This is a genomic window from Solibacillus sp. NPDC093137, from assembly GCF_050280445.1.
In the GTDB taxonomy this organism is placed as follows: Bacteria; Bacillota; Bacilli; order Bacillales_A; family Planococcaceae; genus Solibacillus; species Solibacillus isronensis_B.
Genome location: NZ_JBNNVH010000001.1, coordinates 1,983,081 through 2,000,325, shown reverse-complemented (window position 1 = coordinate 2,000,325; position 17,245 = coordinate 1,983,081). Strand labels below are relative to the sequence as shown.

16 protein-coding genes are annotated in these 17,245 nt (G+C 38.8%); 10 read left to right on the top strand and 6 right to left on the bottom strand.

The annotated features are described in order from the left end of the window. Positions 1–15: 15 nt before the first annotated feature. From ACQKN3_RS10180 to ACQKN3_RS10145, 8 genes are all read left to right on the top strand, one after another. Complete coding sequence (locus ACQKN3_RS10180; protein WP_427711125.1) at positions 16–921, top strand: chemotaxis protein; 906 nt, start codon at positions 16–18, stop codon at positions 919–921. A 199-nt stretch (positions 922–1,120) separates the two neighbouring features. After that, a complete protein-coding gene (locus tag ACQKN3_RS10175) occupies positions 1,121–2,662 on the top strand; it encodes a Ppx/GppA family phosphatase (protein ID WP_427711123.1) in 1,542 nt (513 codons plus the stop codon). 1 nt (position 2,663) lies between these two features. Next, on the top strand, positions 2,664–4,838 hold the full coding sequence (locus ACQKN3_RS10170) for an RNA degradosome polyphosphate kinase (protein WP_427711121.1): 2,175 nt from the start codon (positions 2,664–2,666) through the stop codon (positions 4,836–4,838). Positions 4,839–5,194: 356 nt separating this feature from the next. Continuing rightward, a complete protein-coding gene (gene fadH / locus ACQKN3_RS10165; protein WP_251689616.1) occupies positions 5,195–5,962 on the top strand; it encodes a 2,4-dienoyl-CoA reductase in 768 nt (255 codons plus the stop codon). A gap of 534 nt (positions 5,963–6,496) precedes the next feature. Then, complete coding sequence (cbpB, locus tag ACQKN3_RS10160; protein WP_008403498.1) at positions 6,497–6,940, top strand: cyclic-di-AMP-binding protein CbpB; 444 nt, start codon at positions 6,497–6,499, stop codon at positions 6,938–6,940. A 73-nt stretch (positions 6,941–7,013) separates the two neighbouring features. Next, positions 7,014–7,913, top strand: coding sequence for a LysR family transcriptional regulator (locus ACQKN3_RS10155; protein WP_353056559.1), 900 nt, complete (start codon positions 7,014–7,016; stop codon positions 7,911–7,913). A 76-nt stretch (positions 7,914–7,989) separates the two neighbouring features. Beyond that, positions 7,990–8,703 carry a 2,3,4,5-tetrahydropyridine-2,6-dicarboxylate N-acetyltransferase gene (gene dapD / locus ACQKN3_RS10150; RefSeq protein ID WP_251689614.1) on the top strand — a complete coding sequence of 238 codons (714 nt, stop codon included), beginning with the start codon at positions 7,990–7,992 and terminating at the stop codon, positions 8,701–8,703. 15 nt (positions 8,704–8,718) lie between these two features. Beyond that, positions 8,719–9,840 carry an N-acetyldiaminopimelate deacetylase gene (locus ACQKN3_RS10145; RefSeq protein ID WP_427711118.1) on the top strand — a complete coding sequence of 374 codons (1,122 nt, stop codon included), beginning with the start codon at positions 8,719–8,721 and terminating at the stop codon, positions 9,838–9,840. 49 nt (positions 9,841–9,889) lie between these two features. On the opposite strand, the gene ACQKN3_RS10140 is transcribed toward ACQKN3_RS10145, so the two are convergent. Continuing rightward, positions 9,890–11,077, bottom strand: coding sequence for an MFS transporter (locus ACQKN3_RS10140; RefSeq protein ID WP_427711116.1), 1,188 nt, complete (start codon positions 11,075–11,077; stop codon positions 9,890–9,892). A gap of 247 nt (positions 11,078–11,324) precedes the next feature. Beyond that, positions 11,325–12,248: a DsbA family protein gene (locus tag ACQKN3_RS10135; RefSeq protein WP_427711115.1), complete on the bottom strand. Its 924-nt coding sequence runs from the start codon at positions 12,246–12,248 to the stop codon at positions 11,325–11,327. A 142-nt stretch (positions 12,249–12,390) separates the two neighbouring features. Between ACQKN3_RS10135 and ACQKN3_RS10130 the strand changes: the two genes are divergently transcribed. Together ACQKN3_RS10130 and ACQKN3_RS10125 are read left to right on the top strand one after the other, a co-directional pair. Beyond that, positions 12,391–12,951, top strand: coding sequence for a TetR/AcrR family transcriptional regulator (locus tag ACQKN3_RS10130; RefSeq protein ID WP_065216489.1), 561 nt, complete (start codon positions 12,391–12,393; stop codon positions 12,949–12,951). Between the two features lie 14 nt (positions 12,952–12,965). Beyond that, positions 12,966–13,427, top strand: a complete 462-nt coding sequence (locus tag ACQKN3_RS10125; protein WP_008403489.1) for an 8-oxo-dGTP diphosphatase — start codon at positions 12,966–12,968, stop codon at positions 13,425–13,427. Between the two features lie 36 nt (positions 13,428–13,463). Here the strand turns inward: ACQKN3_RS10125 and ACQKN3_RS10120 are convergent, their stop codons facing one another. Genes ACQKN3_RS10120 through ACQKN3_RS10105 form a run of 4 tightly spaced genes read right to left on the bottom strand, consistent with a single transcriptional unit; the run spans position 13,464 to position 17,233 of the window. Then, entirely contained in the window at positions 13,464–14,540 is a 1,077-nt protein-coding gene (locus ACQKN3_RS10120) for an ABC transporter substrate-binding protein (protein ID WP_427711112.1), read from the bottom strand. Then, a complete protein-coding gene (locus tag ACQKN3_RS10115) occupies positions 14,537–15,337 on the bottom strand; it encodes an ABC transporter permease (RefSeq protein WP_251689601.1) in 801 nt (266 codons plus the stop codon). Before ACQKN3_RS10115 ends, ACQKN3_RS10120 begins: the two co-directional genes overlap by 4 nt. Next, positions 15,337–16,140 (bottom strand): ABC transporter permease, encoded by an 804-nt coding sequence (locus ACQKN3_RS10110; protein WP_251689599.1) that lies wholly within the window; start codon positions 16,138–16,140, stop codon positions 15,337–15,339. The genes ACQKN3_RS10115 and ACQKN3_RS10110 overlap by 1 nt, the downstream gene beginning before the upstream one ends. Continuing rightward, on the bottom strand, positions 16,133–17,233 hold the full coding sequence (locus tag ACQKN3_RS10105) for an ABC transporter ATP-binding protein (protein WP_427711109.1): 1,101 nt from the start codon (positions 17,231–17,233) through the stop codon (positions 16,133–16,135). The genes ACQKN3_RS10110 and ACQKN3_RS10105 overlap by 8 nt, the downstream gene beginning before the upstream one ends. Positions 17,234–17,245: the final 12 nt, after the last annotated feature.

Genomic DNA, 17,245 nt, shown 5'->3' with positions numbered 1-17,245 from the left:
AAGGAGAGACATGCAGTGGAAAATCATAAAGGGATTTTACTAGAAAGTGGAACAAATGAGCTTGAAATTGTTGAATTTGAGGTGGCGAATAATAAGTTCGGTATAAATGTAATTAAAGTAAAAGAAATTATTCAGCCAATACCAGTGACATTTATTCCGCATGTACATCCACATGTTGAAGGCATAATTCAATTGCGTGGGGAAGTATTGCCGGTTGTTGATATGTTAAAAGTTTTAGGCATACCTACAGAAAACCGAAACCCACAGCAAAAATATATTGTGGCAGAATTTAATAAGCAACGTGTTGTATTCCATGTTGATAATGTTACTCAAATTCACCGTATTTCCTGGGATCAGATTGAAAAACCTTCGGATATGTATCAAGGTGGAGCATCTCAGGTAATTGGCGTAATCAAGTCTCAAGATGAAATGATTTTACTACTGGACTTTGAACGAATCATGGTTGACATTAATCCTGAATCTAGTATTAGTGTGGATTCTGTTAAGAAACTTGGCAAGCGTGAACGCACAGAAAAGAAAGTCATTATTGCAGAAGATTCACCGTTATTGCGTAAACTGTTATTCGATACGATGAATGAAGCAGGCTATGTGAATACGGAGTTTTTCGAAAACGGGCGTGATGCATACGAATATTTGGAAGCGTTGGCGAAGGCAGACAAACAAATTGAAAAACATGTACAGCTAGTTGTTACAGATATTGAGATGCCACAAATGGACGGACACCATTTAACGAAGAAAATTAAATCTCATCCTGATCTGAAAAAGCTTCCGGTCATTATTTTCTCAAGTCTGATTACCGATGATTTACGCCATAAAGGCGAACAGGTAGGAGCGGAAGAGCAAATTTCGAAACCGGAAATTGCAGAGCTGATTTTACGCATGGATAAGTTAATTCTGTAAAAAAATTATCTAATAATTGATGCATTGTTTTAAAATGTATAAAATAATGAGAAAGCCGGATACTTGAAAAAGTTATTCCGGCTTTTTTGTAAACTAAAAAGGAAATTAATTGAAAAATTTTGAGTAGCAACTCTTTTTGAAGACGCTAATAAAGAGGGTAAAAGAATAAAAATGTATTCAGAAGGAAGTGAAACGTATTATGAAAAAAATCAAGACAGCTATTATTGATATTGGTTCTAACACGATTCGACTTGTACTATACTCCTATAATAAAAACGAAGGGCTAAAGGAATTCGGAAATATTAAAACCGTAGCCCGCCTGCGCACATATTTATTGCCAAATGGGGAAATGTCCGAAGAGGGCATTCAGCTATTGGCTGAGACGTTAAAATCGTTCCGTTTAATATTGGCGGATTATCAGGTAACAGACGTAAAAGCGGCTGCTACTGCTGCAGTACGTCAGGCGATCAATAATGATGTAATTATTACCCGTATGAAAGAAGAAACGGGTATTCTGATTGATATTTTAACCGAAGAAGAAGAAGCCTACTACGGATTTCTTGCAGTTGCTCATTCAATGGATACTCCATCTGCAGTGACGATTGATATTGGCGGTGGTTCGACGGAAATTACGTTATTCATCAATAAAAAGCTCCAAAAAACGATCAGTTTCCCATTTGGTACTGTTTCTTTAAAGCAAAAGTTTGTAAGCGGAACGATGATTAATAAAAGTGAGCGTGAGAACCTGCGAGCGTTTGTAAAAGAACAATTTAGCTCATTGAAATGGATAGTTGATGTAGGATTACCGGTTATTGCAATTGGGGGGAGTGCACGTAATATTGCCCAAGTTCATCAGCAGAAAATTGGCTATCCACTGTCTGGTGTTCATCAATATGAAATGAATGTGAGCGACCTACAACAACTGCGCGACTATTTAACAGAATTTTCGTACGATAATTTAAGGCAGCTAGATGGTCTTTCTTCAGACCGGGCAGATATTATTGTTCCTGCATTGGAGGTTTTTATGGCGCTCCTGTCTACTGTAAATTCGAATTCTTTCCAGGTCAGTAAAAAAGGGTTGCGTGAAGGTCTCATTATTAGCCGTGTTTTGCAAGGGAATCCTCAAGCATATGACAAATACAATGTTTTTGAAGAAAGTGGCCGGCAGCTTGCATTAGCCTATGGGCGTACGGAAGAGGAAGTAAAAACACTGGAATATTTGACAGAAAAATTATACCGAGGCTGTATTAATTTAAAGCTATTTGAATATAGTGAAGTAGATTTACAGCTAATAAAGAAAGCCGCAAAAGTTTATGGAATCGGAGAATATATCGAGCTGGATTCCTCCAGCCAGCATACATTTTATTTGATCACCAATCAATCAATACCAGGCATGTCCCATATTAATCGGGTTAGACTGGCATTGCTGGCATCTTATAAAAACCGTGATTACTTTTTACGTTTTGCACGTCCGTTCGATTCCTGGATTTCAAAAGAGGAATTTAAAAAGCTGCGCGATTTTGGCGCAATTTTGAAATTTGTATACGCCTTGAACATGACGAAGCGCAATGTCGTTAAAAACATTGCAATTGAAAAGGTAAACAACCAATTTCACATAGAAGTACTGACTTCTGAACGGGCAATAGCTGAAATGGCTCAGGCGGAAAAACAGAAAAAGCATATCGAGCGTGTTTTCAAAGGCGATGTAAAACTTAATTTCAAGGAAGAAAGGCAGGGTTGATATGACAATGAATATGGAAAAAGATCCGCTTTTTGATCCGGAGCATGAAGACTTTGAAAATAGTCCGGATTTCAGCATCGAGCTGCATGAGGAAATTGCTAAGCCACAGTATTACAACAACCGTGAACTGAGCTGGCTCGCATTTAATGAACGAGTATTGGAAGAAGCTGAAGATACAAATAATCCGTTGTTGGAACGGATGAAATTTTTGGCAATTTTCAGTTCCAATTTGGATGAATTTTTCATGGTCCGGGTTGCGGGTTTGCAAGACCAAATTCGCGCAGGGTATCATAAGCCTGAAAATAAGTCGGGTTTAACTCCGAAAGAACAGCTTGCTAAAATTGCTGAACGTACGCAAGCATTGGTAAGACGCCAAACGGAAGTGTACCGCCATTTAGTGCATGAACTTTTACCGAAAGAAGATGTGCATATTCTTGATTTGAAAATGCTGAATGCGCAAGAAAAAAGTTATATCAATGAATTTTTTGAAGAAACGATATTTCCTGTCCTAACACCTGTTGCGGTCGACGCCTATCGTCCGTTTCCCACATTGTTGGGACGTACACTCAACTTATTTGTCATGCTGGAAAACAGCAGTGAGGATTCGGAAAACCATATGGATAAAGTAGCAATTGTTCAAGTACCATCCGTATTGAATCGTTTTATTAAAATACCGTCAAATGGCAATAAGACGTTGTTTGTATTATTGGAAGATGTCATTTCAAGTAATATCGACCGTTTATTTTTAGGGTATAAAGTGAAATCGACCCAAGCATTCCGGTTAACACGAAATGCAGATTTGACCATCCATGAGGAAGGCGCACAGGACCTGTTAGTGGAAATAGAAAAGGAACTGAAAAAGCGTAAATGGGGCGTCGGTTCACGTTTGGAAGTACGTGACGGTGAAATGAATGATGATGTGCTGGATTATTTACTGGAAGAATTTGAACTGGGAGAGTCCGATGTTTTCAAAATTGATGGGCCGCTCGACTTAACGGCAATGTTCGGTTTTGTAAAAGAGATTTCGGTAGGACGGGAACATCTGGAGTATGAAAGTTTTATTCCGCAGCCTCCTCATGATTTACAGTCGGACGAAAATATTTTTGAAAAAGCGTTAACCCAGGATATATTTTTCCATCATCCATACGAATCATTTGGACCGATTGTTGATTTTATCGCAGAAGCAGCAGAAGATCCGAGCGTTTTGGCAATTAAGCAAACGCTGTATAGGGTAAGTGGTAATTCGCCGATTATTCAAGCTTTAAAGCAGGCTGCAGAAAACGGTAAACAGGTGACAGTTTTAGTAGAGTTAAAAGCACGTTTTGACGAAGAAAATAATGTGCATTGGGCGAAACAGCTTGAACAAGCAGGATGCCTTGTCATTTATGGAATGAACAATTTAAAAACACATTCAAAAATTACACTTGTTGTCCGTCGACGCAACGGGAAAATTGAACGCTTTGTTCATTTAGGGACGGGCAATTACAATGATGCTACAGCAAAAATCTATACGGATATGGGGATTATTACATCGCATAAGGAATTTGGAATTGATGCGACAAACTTCTTCAATTATTTAAGCGGTTATACTGACAAACCTGAATTCCATCATATTGTCGTCGCGCCTTTTGATATTCGTGATGAATTCCTTGATTTAATCGATAAGGAAATTGCATTACATAAAAAATATGGAAACGGGTTTATACGGGCAAAAATGAATTCTTTAACCGATAAGGATTTAATGATGAAGCTTTATGAGGCGTCGATTGCAGGTGTAAAAATCGAGCTGATTATTCGCGGTATTTGCTGTCTGCGTCCAGGCATCCCGGGAATTTCCGGAAATATAACCGTTTTGAGCATTGTTGGCCGTTTCCTTGAGCACTCCAGGATTTTCTGGTTCCATCATAATGGGGAGGATAATCTATATTTATCTTCTGCAGATATGATGACACGGAATATGATTAAACGAGTAGAAATTCTGTTTCCGATCTATTCACCAGAAATAAAATACCGGATTCAGCGCATTATGCTGCTCCAAATTAAAGATAATCAAAAAGTACGCATTCAGGATTCAAATGGGAAATACCACTATAAAGAGGGCCATCAAAGTGATGTCCGAATTAACAGTCAGGAAATCTTTCTAGCCGAATCACTCGGTCCGATTATGGAAGAATAGTAGAAGAGATTAAGCTATGGACGAAATGTTCATAGCTTTTTAAATTTGTCTGGGAGTGGGGCAGGGGATTTATTAGAACAACTGAAGGCGAAATTAGAACAAAGCAAATACATTTTAGAACATGTTGAAGATATATTAGAACTTCGCAATTTTATTAGCACAAATAAATTTATATTAGACAATATATTAGAAAATCAGAATTCTCCTATATACCTTAAATAAGAAATTAGATTATAATTCCAGGGAATTATCGAACAAAACAGAAAATTTTATATTTTAGTATTTATTTCTCCTCTATTATAGTAAACTCTATTTATGAATGACTGTTCATTTTATAGGCGAAGGGGATGGATAAAATGTTACAAGGCAAGACGATTATAATTACAGGCGGCTCTAGCGGAATGGGGCTCGGAATGGCAAAGCATTTCGTGAAAGAAGGGGCAAATGTTGTGATCACCGGGCGTGACTTGGAGCGTTTAGCCAATGCAAAGAAGGAAATAGTGGAATTTGGTTCTTCTATCGAAACATTTCAAATGGATGTTCGCGAACCGGAACATGCACAGGCAATGGTTGCATTTGCTGCAGAAAAATTTGGACAAGTAGACGGCTTAGTGAACAATGCGGCAGGAAACTTTTTAGTGCATGCAGAAAAATTATCGCCGAATGGATGGAAGGCCGTTATTGATATTGTGTTAAATGGATCATTTTATTGTACTTCTGCAATTGGTCGCTATTGGATTGAAAATGGCATAAAGGGGTCGATTATCAATATGGTGGCTACATATGCTTGGGGTGCAGGAGCTGGCGTCATTCATTCGGCTGCTGCAAAAGCCGGGGTGCTCTCATTGACACGATCGCTTGCGGTTGAATGGGGCGGCCAATATGGGATTCGCGTAAATGCCATTGCACCAGGGCCAATTGAGCGTACAGGCGGGGCAGACAAACTATGGGAATCGGAAGAACAAGCGAAACGTACATTGGATTCTGTTCCATTAAAGCGTCTTGGCACGCCTGAGGAAATAGCCGATCTAGCGGTATTTATGCTATCGGATAAGGCAAGCTATTTAAACGGAGAATGCATTACTTTAGATGGCGGGCAATGGCTAAATCAGCATCCGTTTTAACTTTTTCAATTGATATCATAAAAGAATAAATTCCAAATTGTTGCTGCATACTATCGCTAACTGATAAAGGAGGCGATTGCAATCGGAATATGGCTTTATCCAACGATTTTCGTTGTCATCATATTATGTTTTATAGGCTATTATTTAACGGTACGTGTTGGACATAATATCGAGGGCAGCGGTCAGGAACGTGATTCGGAAGTGCCTGAAGAAATTCAGGAGCATCCTTTTCTGCTCAACCCGATTATTTTATCGTATGCAGTTTTTGGAACATTTACAGGTATCATTATCTTCTATTATTGGGCAAGGGGTTACTGAAATTAATGCATAATGGGACGAATCTTCTCGTCTTATTATGCTTTTTCTTTTGTGATCATAGGCGCCTTTCATAGTCATAAAAATGATCCATATGGTATGATAGAGATTAGAGAAACTGTTTTGTCGAAAGACAGGGCAAAGAATAACGGCAGTAAGTTTTCAGTTTGTTTTAGTATGGTGCTGCCCGTTATTAGCGGGATAAAGGAGTAGAATGTCATGATTTCAACAAATAACAGAGCTTTACTAGATATGCCTATAAAAGATTTTATTATTTCATCTGAGAAGGTTGCCCATGTACAAAGTGGAAATAACGCTGAACATGCATTATTAGTTTTAACAAAAACGGGGTATTCTTCTATTCCGGTTCTGGATGTAAAGTATCGTTTAAAAGGATTATTAAGTACCAAAATGATAACGGAGTCTATTTTAGGATTAGAGCGAATTGAATATGATAGATTAGCAGACATTCGTGTGGATGAGGTCATGAATCAGGAAGTTGTATATTTAAAAATTACCGATACATTCCAACGTGCACTCGATCTAGTAATTAACCACGCCTTTTTATGTGTAGTCGATGAAGAAGGCACATTTGTCGGTATTATGACCCGAAGAATTATTTTAAAACAATTAAAGAAATATATTTACCAGCACAACGCTTAAAATAAAAGTCGACAAAGTCCTAAAGGGATTTTGTCGTTTTTTTAACCGTTTGTTCGGAAAGGAAGGGTTGTCAGTGACAGCAACAGAAGCAGAGATTATTAAAGTGTTGGCAGAAGAGAGAAATATGCGAAAAGCGGCAGAGCGCCTTTTTTTAACGCAACCAGCACTGTCACAGCGACTTCAATCAATTGAAAAAGAATGGGGCGTTCAAATATTTATTCGTTCCCAAAAAGGATTAACTCCAACGCCTGCGGGAGAACTGGTCATTCAGTATTCGAATGATTTGATTATAAAGCGGGAGGAAATTTTTGAAACGATTCACTCGTTGAATACAAAAGTGCACGGTACATTAAAAATTGCCTGTGCTTCAATTGTCGGTCAAAATTGGCTGCCAAAAGTATTAAAAGACTATGTAACGAAATATCCGGATACGAAAATTTCGTTAATTACTGGATGGAGCTCTGAAATCATAAAAGCTCTTTATGATGGGGAAGCACATATTGGCATTGTCCGTGGACAGGCAGAATGGAAAGGGAAAAAAATTCATTTGTTCCGCGATACGATGTATTTAGTAGATAAGGAAATTCAGGATATGGAAGATATATTGACATCCGATCGCCCGTTTATTCAATTTAAAAGCGATTCGAATTATTACCAGGAAATTCAGCAATGGTGGCAACGTCATTTCAACTACAATCCAAAACATCAAATCATTGTGGATCAAATTGAAACGTGCAAGCAGATGGCACTAAATGGTATCGGCTATGCAATTTTGCCTTCAATTACATTGAACGGTGAAGAAAAAGTTCATAAAATTCCTTTGTCTAATAATGGAGGAGACGATGGATTAACTCGCGATACATGGCTGATCGGATATGAATCAACATTCGAACTACGCCAAGTGGAAGCTTTTGTCGACTTAGTACAAGACCATGCACGCTGCCTGTACGATTATCCAAGTGAAACCAGCTAAAAAAATAGTTTTAATATTACTGAAAATTTAGTACAATTATTCATGTTAAAAAATCTAACACGCAGCGAGGTGTCATATGGAAAAATTAAATGCACAACAAATTATTGATTTTATTTCAGAAGCAAAAAAGGTAACACCAGTAAAAGTTTATGTAAAGGGAATTGGTGTTGCGGATTTATCATTTGGTACCGAAAGCAAAGTGTTTGGTGAAGGAAATAATGCGGTAGTGTTTGGCGAATGGTCTGAAATTGAAGCATCACTAAAAAAATATGCAGATCTTATCGAAGACTATGTAGTAGAAAGCGATCGTCGTAATTCAGGTGTACCGCTTTTAGATACGAAAAAAATAAATGCACGAATTGAACCAGGTGCAATTATCCGTGATCAAGTTACAATCGGTGACAATGCAGTAATTATGATGGGTGCCATTATTAATATTGGTGCAGAAATCGGTGCAAAATCAATGATTGATATGGGCGCGGTACTAGGTGGTCGTGCAACAGTAGGAGCAAACTGCCATATTGGTGCAGGAACTGTTCTTGCAGGGGTAGTAGAACCACCGAGTGCGTTACCGGTTGTTGTAGAAGATGATGTTGTCATCGGCGCAAATGCCGTAGTATTGGAAGGTGTTCGCATCGGTAAAGGTGCAGTAGTAGCAGCTGGAGCAATCGTTATTAAAGACGTTGAGCCATTCACAGTCGTTGCAGGCGTACCAGCTCGTCAAATCAAAGTATTGGATGAAAAAACAAAGTCGAAAACAGAAATTATCGATTCACTGCGTAACTTATAAAAAGGCGGGAACGACATGAGGCATCTTATTAAAGTAAGACGAGACCTACATAAAATTCCTGAAGTAGGCTTTAATGAATTTAGAACACAGAGCTATTTACTCCAATTTATTTCAAACCTAGATCAGCAGCATTTGCAAATAACAACGTGGAAAACAGGAATTGTTGTATTTATCCAAGGAACAAACCCGTCAAAGCTGATTGGTTGGCGTACAGATATAGATGCACTTCCTGTACAAGAAGAAACGGGACTCCCTTTTGAGTCGGAGTATGCCGGATTTATGCATGCTTGCGGTCATGATTGTCATATGTCTATTGCGCTTGGACTTGTCGAGGCGTTTTCAAAACAGCCGCCTGTTCAAAATGTCGTTGTATATTTCCAGCCTGCTGAGGAAGGTCCAGGCGGGGCAGAACCGATGCTGGAATGGCTAAAAGCAGAACAGCCTCATCTTGTTGCAGATGAAATCTATGCTTTACATATCGCTCCGGAATATCCGGTAGGTACGATTGCAACGAGACCAGGGCTTCTGTTTGCCAATACTTCCGAGCTGTTTATTGATTTGAAAGGGATTGGCGGCCATGCAGCCTATCCGCATAAAACAAGGGATATGACCATTGCGGCAGCCAATTTAGTGATGCAGCTGCAAACAATTATTAGCAGGAATGTCAATCCAATGGATAGTGCAGTCATTACGATCGGGAAAATGACTTCTGGTACAGTTCAGAATGTCATTGCAGAAAATGCGCGTCTTGAAGGAACAATTCGAACATTGAATGCACAGGCAATGGCAGAAGTGAAACGTCGTATTGAAGCAATATGCAAAGGAATTGAAGCCGCATTTGAATGCGCTATCGCTATTGATTACGGCTCAATGTATTATGAAGTAAACAATGATGCAAACTGTGCCAATGCCTTGCTGGAGTTTGCCGAACAGTTTGAAGGGACAACCGCTTATGAATGTCCTGCTGCAATGACAGGTGAAGACTTCGGTTATTTCATCAAGGATTTGCCAGGTGCGATGTTCTGGACAGGAGCCGATTCAAACTACGGACTCCACCATGCTAAAATGGCACCGGACGAATCACTCATTCCTCTAAATTGCCGCTTCGTCGAACAATTTATCCGCCAGCTTGTTTAACATATAAAAAGGGCTATCCAATTTAATTTTGGATAGCCCTTTTTGATTTTTAAGAAGCAGCTCTCATTAAATGAGGCGCTTTTTTGACTGTCCATAAATAGGCAAGCGTGAAACAGCCGACAAGCACAAAGGTACCTAAAATGTATGGCGAATTCGGGTTCCAATCGAACAGGACACCGGCAAGCGCTGGACCGAACATATTGCCAAGACTCATATAAGCATTGTTCATACCGGCAGCAAAGCCTTGTTCATTACCAGCAAGCTTAGAAATGAGTGTATTTACTGCAGGACGTATAAATGTTGTGGCAATCGAGAACAGTGTAGCGACAACTAAAATGATGAAGAAGCCACTAATGTAAATAACGAGCAGCATCATTGCGGCCGCCAACAATAAGTTGACTAAAATAACCTTCATTTCCCCGAAGCGTTTAAACAATTTGTTCACGACAAACATTTGCAGTACTACACCCGCAAACCCTCCGACTGTTAAAATTATGGCGATTTCTGATGGAGAATAACCGAATTTATGGTCTAAATAAAGTGTTAAAGTTGCTTGGAAATTGGAAATACCAAAACTGAATGTAAAGACGATGATTAAAAAGATGAAATAGGAGGTCTTCACAGATTTGACCATTTGCATTGCCAGTTTTTCTCGTGGCGCAATTGTCTCTCGAATATTTTTAATATTAGGTAAATATATAGCGGACATAATTGCAGCCATATATGCTACAGCACCGGCTAAAAAGAAAGGGAATGTCAAATTTACTTCAGATAAGAATCCGCCTACACCCGGACCGACCATAAAGCCTAAAGACATTGCGGCACCAATCATGCCCATCCCTTTGCCACGCTCTTCAAATGTCGTTATATCGGCTACAAATGCCATAATTGGCGCCATAATGAATGCCGCCCCTGTCCCGCTTAAAAATCGTGCTAAAAATAATACCCATACCTCTGAAGCGAGACCAAATAAAATTTGTGAAGACCCATACACGATCAGTCCGCCAATAATAAACATTTTCCGGCCATGGCGGTCCGACAAATCTCCGGCAACCGGAGAGAACAGAAACTGTGCGAGAGCGAAGCCTGCAATTAAAAAGCCGAGCACTTGTCCACCGACACCGAACACTTGCAAATAGGCAGGCATAACAGGAACAATAATCCCGATACCGCCCATTGTAATGAACATATTAAACATTAATAAATAAAGCGCTAACTTATTGGATTTCTCTGTCATATAATGCCAGCCTTCCTGTTTAGGTATTTCGATACTAGAAATATATATTTATACTAAATATCATACTCTAAAAATTTCAAAATTGCATTTAATCATATCATATCTTAAAAAAGAAATTGTTACTAAGATCTATTTGCATGCAGCTGATAGAAGTCATGAACTATCGGGTATTTATACTAAAAAGTATACCCCTTACACATAATATTTTTGTGTAAGGGGTACATTAAAATTCAGTATTTAATAAACATTATTTCGTTACGATATAGGATTCACCGAGAATTTCATGCAACGTGTATTCGTTTGATGAAAGTTGCTGATTAATAAAAGATTGAACAACCGATTTTTCCAGATCGTACATCACTTCAATTTCTTTAGAAAAAATTAGCTTTTCCGTTTTTAGAAGTGTAGGTAAGGATGGTCGTTCTGTTGGTTGAAGTTCCTCGTTATCAATAACTTGTTTTAAACCGTCAATATAGGCCTGTAACGGCTGACCACCAACAATTTTGACACCTTTATTTTCCTTGTTCACTATGACGATCGTTGGGAAACCTCTAACTCCGAGAGTTTTCACAAGGTCGAAATCTTCATTTAATAATTGTTGTCCGATTGGTTGCTCTGCTTCACTTACAATTGATTCGCCATCAAGTCCTAGCTGATTGACAAGTTCCACTAAAACAGATCGTTCAGAAATATTCTTGTTAGAAACAAAAAGGGCTTCTCTTGCACGACGTAAAAATTCGGATGCAATATTCTCGCTATAATTCTTTTGGAGTACTTTGAAAACATGAGATGGAGGATAAGATGATTGAACAGGATTATCCACCATTAAAGAACCATCAATCGGCATTCTTGAATACTGACCTACTTCCCGCCAATGGCCTGCTACGTCAGCTGGCTTATATATTCCGTTTGCAGGATCAATAGGTCCATCATGCCATTTTTCCAGCAAGCCACCCATTACTGTATGGAAGTTGAAATGCTTTCCATACTGTTTTAAAAAACGTCCAATTACAGGTTCAATTGCCCAGCAATGCGAACAAATAGGATCTGTAACATAATAAAGGTCCACTGATTTTTCCTGTTTGTTAAAATCAATTAGTTCCAATTCATTTTCCTCAGCCACACCACAAACCCCAGTTACTAAATCACAAACCATATTATTATTTTTCAATGTCAATTCCTCCCTTAAGTGATATCTTTGTTCTATAATTGAATTGTAAAATATGTTAAATACATTGAGTACCGATAGTTCGGGCGATATGTTGTATATTCAACACATTCGAAAATCTGTATAAAAAATAGGAGGGATAATAATGAAGGAAGTAAAAGTAGATCCTAGAATACGTCGTACACGTAAACTAATAATGGATGCTTTTATAGAACTTTCAAGTCAGAAGGAATTTAAGGATATAACGGTGAAGGATATTACAGCTGAGGCGATGATTAACCGTGCAACTTTCTATTATCATTTTGAAGATATTTACGATCTTTTGGATAAATCATTATCGGAAGTATTATTAGTTAATTTAGACTGTGAGACGTACAAAAGCAGTGAACTAAATGAAGAAGTGGTATGCAGCATTTTCAAGGCTATTACAGATTTCCAAATGTCACTATCTACACGCTGCCATCGGGGGTATGAAGATACGATTGCTCGAATCATCAGGGAACAGCTTGAAATTATTTTTTATCAAATGCTCCTTAAACAGCGTGCCAATGAAGATATGCAAGCATTAAAGCTTACAGCACTCATGTTGAGCTGGGGGATATACGGAGCTTCTGTGGAGTGGAAAAGAAGCGGTGAAAAAGTTGAACCGGAAACCTATATTAAATCAGTAATACCATATATCATGTCTGGAATTAGCGGCATGTGAAAGGGGAGGTATAGATGAATTATAAATTTTGGACTGTTGTAATGATACAAAAAGAGGATCGTGTGTTATTGCTCAATCGCCAGCATGATCATTTCAAAGGCTATATTCCACCAGGTGGTAAAGTGGACTTTCCTGAAGGCTTTGCTGAAGGGGCAATCCGGGAAGTAAAAGAAGAGACAGGACTGGATGTACAGTCTTTAGTATTTAAAGGAATCTCCCATTATACAAATCCGGAACTGCACGATCATTTTATTATTTATAACTATTGGACGGATCATTTTACGGGCGAAGTTTTAGGCTCCTGCAATGAAGGGGAGCTGGAGTGGGTAAAAATAAGCGAAGCCAGGAATTACCCGATGCAGGAAGACATTCAAGTGCGCTTCGATTTATTCTTTGAGCCAGGGACATTTGAAATTCATACAATGTGGGATGAACGAAACAATCAAATCGATAAGCGAATCATACATAAGCTATAAAAAAGCGTGACCAAAAATTTTGGTCACGCTTTTGTTCTATCTCAAACTCATCTTAAATTCAAGGAAGTATTCGTTATATTTACCTAACCATTCAAGGCCAAGGTTTTCATAAACTTCCAATGTTTCACGTTGGTCATGTGACGGATAGAAACGTTCGTCGTTAATAACTTCCTCGTCCATGAGTTCCCATGCTGCTTCATTCGGTGTTGAATAGCCGACATAGTCCGCGTTTTGCGCAGCATTTTCAGGATCAAGCATAAAGTTGATAAATTTATGGGCACCTTCAATATTTTGTGAAGTTTTTGGAATGACCATATTATCAAACCATAAGTTGGAGCCTTCTTGCGGTACGGCAAACTCCAATTCTTCATTTTCCCACATCATATCTGCGGCCTGACCGGAGAATGTTAATGCTACAGATGCTTCATTGTTTATCATAAGCGGAGTAATCTCATCGCCGATAATCGCTTTAATATTTGGTGAAAGCTCAATTAAGTGATCTGTCGCTTCACGCAATAAATCTTCATCTTTCACATTAAGCGATTCGCCGATTGAGTTCAGTCCCATCCCAATTACTTCACGTGAACCATCAACCAGAAATACTTTTCGTTTTAATGAAGGATCCCATAAGTCTTCCCAAGTTTCGAATGTTAAATGGTCTTCGATTAAATTCGGATTATAGACAACCCCAACTGTTCCCCAGAAATAAGGAATGGAGTATTCATTGCCCGGATCGAACGGCAGATCCATAAAGTCTGCATTAATATTTTTCAGATTGGGCACTAAACCGTGATCAATCGGAATGAGCAGGTCATCTTCCTTCATCGATTCGATTGTATATTCAGAAGGGACCGCAATATCATAGGCAGAACCGCCTTGCTGTACTTTCGTCAACATCGCTTCATTTGAATCAAATGTTTCATATGTTACTTTAATTCCTGTTTCGTCTTCAAACTTATCGATTAATTCCGGGTCGATATATTCCCCCCAGTTATAAACCGTTAAAGTATCTTTACTTCCTGCAGAACCAGCTGATTGCATACGGTCAACTGTAAAAAACAGCAGGGCACATACAATGACAATGGCAGCCGTTGCTTGTACTAATTCTCTCATCGTTGTCCCCCCGTTGCTACTGATTTTGAACGTTTGTTAATAAAGTAGTATCCGATAACGATTAATACCGTTACAGCAAATACTAATCCTGAAATAGCATTGATTGTTAATGAAATACCGGCACGGGCCATTGAGTAAATTTCAACAGATAATGTGCTGAAGCCATTTCCTGTTACGAAAAATGTAACTGCAAAGTCATCTAGTGAATACGTCAATGCCATGAAGAAACCGGCGAATATCCCTGGTGAAATATAAGGTAAAATAACACGTGTCAATACATCGCGTTTAGTAGCACCTAAGTCTCGTGCAGCATCGATTAGGGAAGTATTCATTTCAAACAATTTCGGTAAAACCATAAGAACAACGATCGGTACACTGAACGCTACATGCGATACAAGTACTGAAGCGAACCCTAGTTTTACACCGATCATCGTAAATAAAATTAAGAAGCTTGCACCGATTACAACATCAGGTGAAACAATTAATACATTATTTAACGAAAGCAATGTATTGCGCATCTTTTTGTCTTTCAATGAAACAATACCGATTGCCCCAAGCGTTCCGATAATCGTTGCGATTAAACCTGATAAAAGGGCAACGAGTACTGTGTTCAGCAAAATGATAATTAATCTCGAATCTTCAAATACAGCCGCATAGTGCTCAAGGGTGAATGACTCGAAGTTATTCATGTTGCCGCCACTGTTAAAGGAGTAGAAAATTAAATAAAATATTGGTGCGTAAAGGATCGCGAATACGAAAAGTAAATATACTTTCGACATAGCGGACAACTTTTTCATCAGACACGTCCTCCTTTAGATTTTTGTCTAGTAAACAGCATTGTAAGCACCATGAATAAAATTAAGAACACGGCAATTGTCGAACCCATACCCCAGTTTTGGGAAACGAGGAATTGCTGCTCGATCGCCGTACCTAAAGTAATGACCTGGTTGCCGGCGATTAAACGTGTAATCATGAACAGTGATAATGCCGGAATGAACGTTACTTGAATACCTGATTTTACGCCGTCGATTGTCAGCGGGAAAATGACACGGCGGAAAGTTGTCCATGCATTTGCCCCTAAGTCACGTGAAGCATAAATAAGTGAAGGATTCATTTTGTCCAATGAGTTGAAAATCGGAATAATCATAAACGGAATGAAAATATAGACCGATACAAATACGAAACTAAAGTCTGTAAATAAAATTTGCTTTGGATCAAAACCAAATACTTCAATCAGTGCATTGATCGGACCGTATAAACCGAAAATGCCGATAAATGCGTATGTTTTTAACAGCAGGTTAATCCAAGAAGGGATAATAATCAGCATAAGCCATAGCTGTTTATGCTTCGTTTTTGTCAGTAAGTAGGCAGTAGGGTAGGCAAATAATAATGTGAACAATGTAATTAAAAAAGCATACCAGAAACTGCTCAATGTCATTTTCAAATAAACCGGTGTAAAGAACTTCGCATAGTTGGCCAATGTAAAGTTCCCGTTCAAATCAAGAACAGAATAATAGACGATTAACGCAATTGGTGCGATAACGAATAAAATTATCCAAAATACGTAGGGGATTAAAGGTCCTTTAGCTGCTTTATTCATGTTCTTCATCCCCATACGCTTCCAGACGTTTATCAAAATCTTCTTCCGTTTCGTTTAAACGCATTACGTGGATTGCTTCCGGATCAAAGTCCAATCCGATTTCCGCTCCAACTTCCGCTTTTTTCAATGAATGAACAAGCCATTCATTGCCGTCTTTATCATATGTCGATAATTCGTAGTGCACGCCGCGGAACAGCTGTGTATCTACTGTTACGATTAGCTTGCCATTTTCGGGTGTAGTAATTTCCAGGTCTTCCGGGCGAATAACGATATCGATTTTTTCGTTCTTCTTCATCCCGGCATCGACACATTCAAACTCTTTTCCGGCAAATTTCACACGGTAATCTTCAATCATGATGCCGTCCACAATATTGGATTCACCGATAAAGTCTGCAACAAAACGGTTGATTGGCTCATCATAAATATCAACAGGTGTACCGGATTGTTTAATTTCACCTTGAGAAAGAACAAATATTTCATCACTCATCGCAAGCGCTTCTTCCTGATCATGCGTAACAAATATAAATGTTTTGCCAAGACGCTGCTGCAGTTCGCGAAGCTCATACTGCATTTCTGTACGTAATTTTAAATCAAGTGCAGATAAAGGCTCATCGAGTAAAATTACATCCGGATCATTGACAATTGCACGGGCAATCGCAACACGCTGACGCTGACCACCAGACATTTCCGAAATTTCCCGGCTGCCGTAGCCTGCCAAGTTAACGAACTTCAATGCTTCCTGTACACGTTCTTTCACTTCAGCTTCTTTTACTTTTTTGATTCTTAAGCCAAATGCTACATTTTCAAAAACATTCAAGTGGGGGAAGAGCGCGTAATCCTGAAATACTGTGTTTACTTGGCGTTCATTTGCAGGCACATCGTTAATCCGTTTTCCGTTGAAGAAAACATCACCCGTAGATGCATCGGTAAACCCGGCAATAATACGTAAAATCGTTGTTTTCCCGCATCCGGATGGTCCGAGTAATGTATAGAACTTACCTCGTTCCAATTCAAAGTTAATATTTTTTAATACTACTGTTCCGTCATCATATGATTTTGTGACATTTTCAAAGCGAATAATTGTGTTATCCATTTTGCATCCTCC

Bases quoted from the DNA above. Each gene is read 5' to 3' on its own strand.
- ACQKN3_RS10105 (WP_427711109.1), bottom strand. From the start codon at position 17,233: ATGGATAACACAATTATTCGCTTTGAAAATGTCACAAAATCATATGAT.
- ACQKN3_RS10130 (WP_065216489.1), top strand. From the start codon at position 12,391: ATGAAGGAAGTAAAAGTAGATCCTAGAATACGTCGTACACGTAAACTA.
- ACQKN3_RS10110 (WP_251689599.1), bottom strand. From the start codon at position 16,140: ATGAATAAAGCAGCTAAAGGACCTTTAATCCCCTACGTATTTTGGATA.
- ACQKN3_RS10120 (WP_427711112.1), bottom strand. From the start codon at position 14,540: ATGAGAGAATTAGTACAAGCAACGGCTGCCATTGTCATTGTATGTGCC.
- cbpB (WP_008403498.1), top strand. From the start codon at position 6,497: ATGATTTCAACAAATAACAGAGCTTTACTAGATATGCCTATAAAAGAT.
- ACQKN3_RS10125 (WP_008403489.1), top strand. From the start codon at position 12,966: ATGAATTATAAATTTTGGACTGTTGTAATGATACAAAAAGAGGATCGT.
- ACQKN3_RS10115 (WP_251689601.1), bottom strand. From the start codon at position 15,337: ATGAAAAAGTTGTCCGCTATGTCGAAAGTATATTTACTTTTCGTATTC.
- fadH (WP_251689616.1), top strand. From the start codon at position 5,195: ATGTTACAAGGCAAGACGATTATAATTACAGGCGGCTCTAGCGGAATG.
- ACQKN3_RS10175 (WP_427711123.1), top strand. From the start codon at position 1,121: ATGAAAAAAATCAAGACAGCTATTATTGATATTGGTTCTAACACGATT.
- ACQKN3_RS10140 (WP_427711116.1), bottom strand. From the start codon at position 11,077: ATGACAGAGAAATCCAATAAGTTAGCGCTTTATTTATTAATGTTTAAT.
- ACQKN3_RS10170 (WP_427711121.1), top strand. From the start codon at position 2,664: ATGACAATGAATATGGAAAAAGATCCGCTTTTTGATCCGGAGCATGAA.
- ACQKN3_RS10145 (WP_427711118.1), top strand. From the start codon at position 8,719: ATGAGGCATCTTATTAAAGTAAGACGAGACCTACATAAAATTCCTGAA.
- dapD (WP_251689614.1), top strand. From the start codon at position 7,990: ATGGAAAAATTAAATGCACAACAAATTATTGATTTTATTTCAGAAGCA.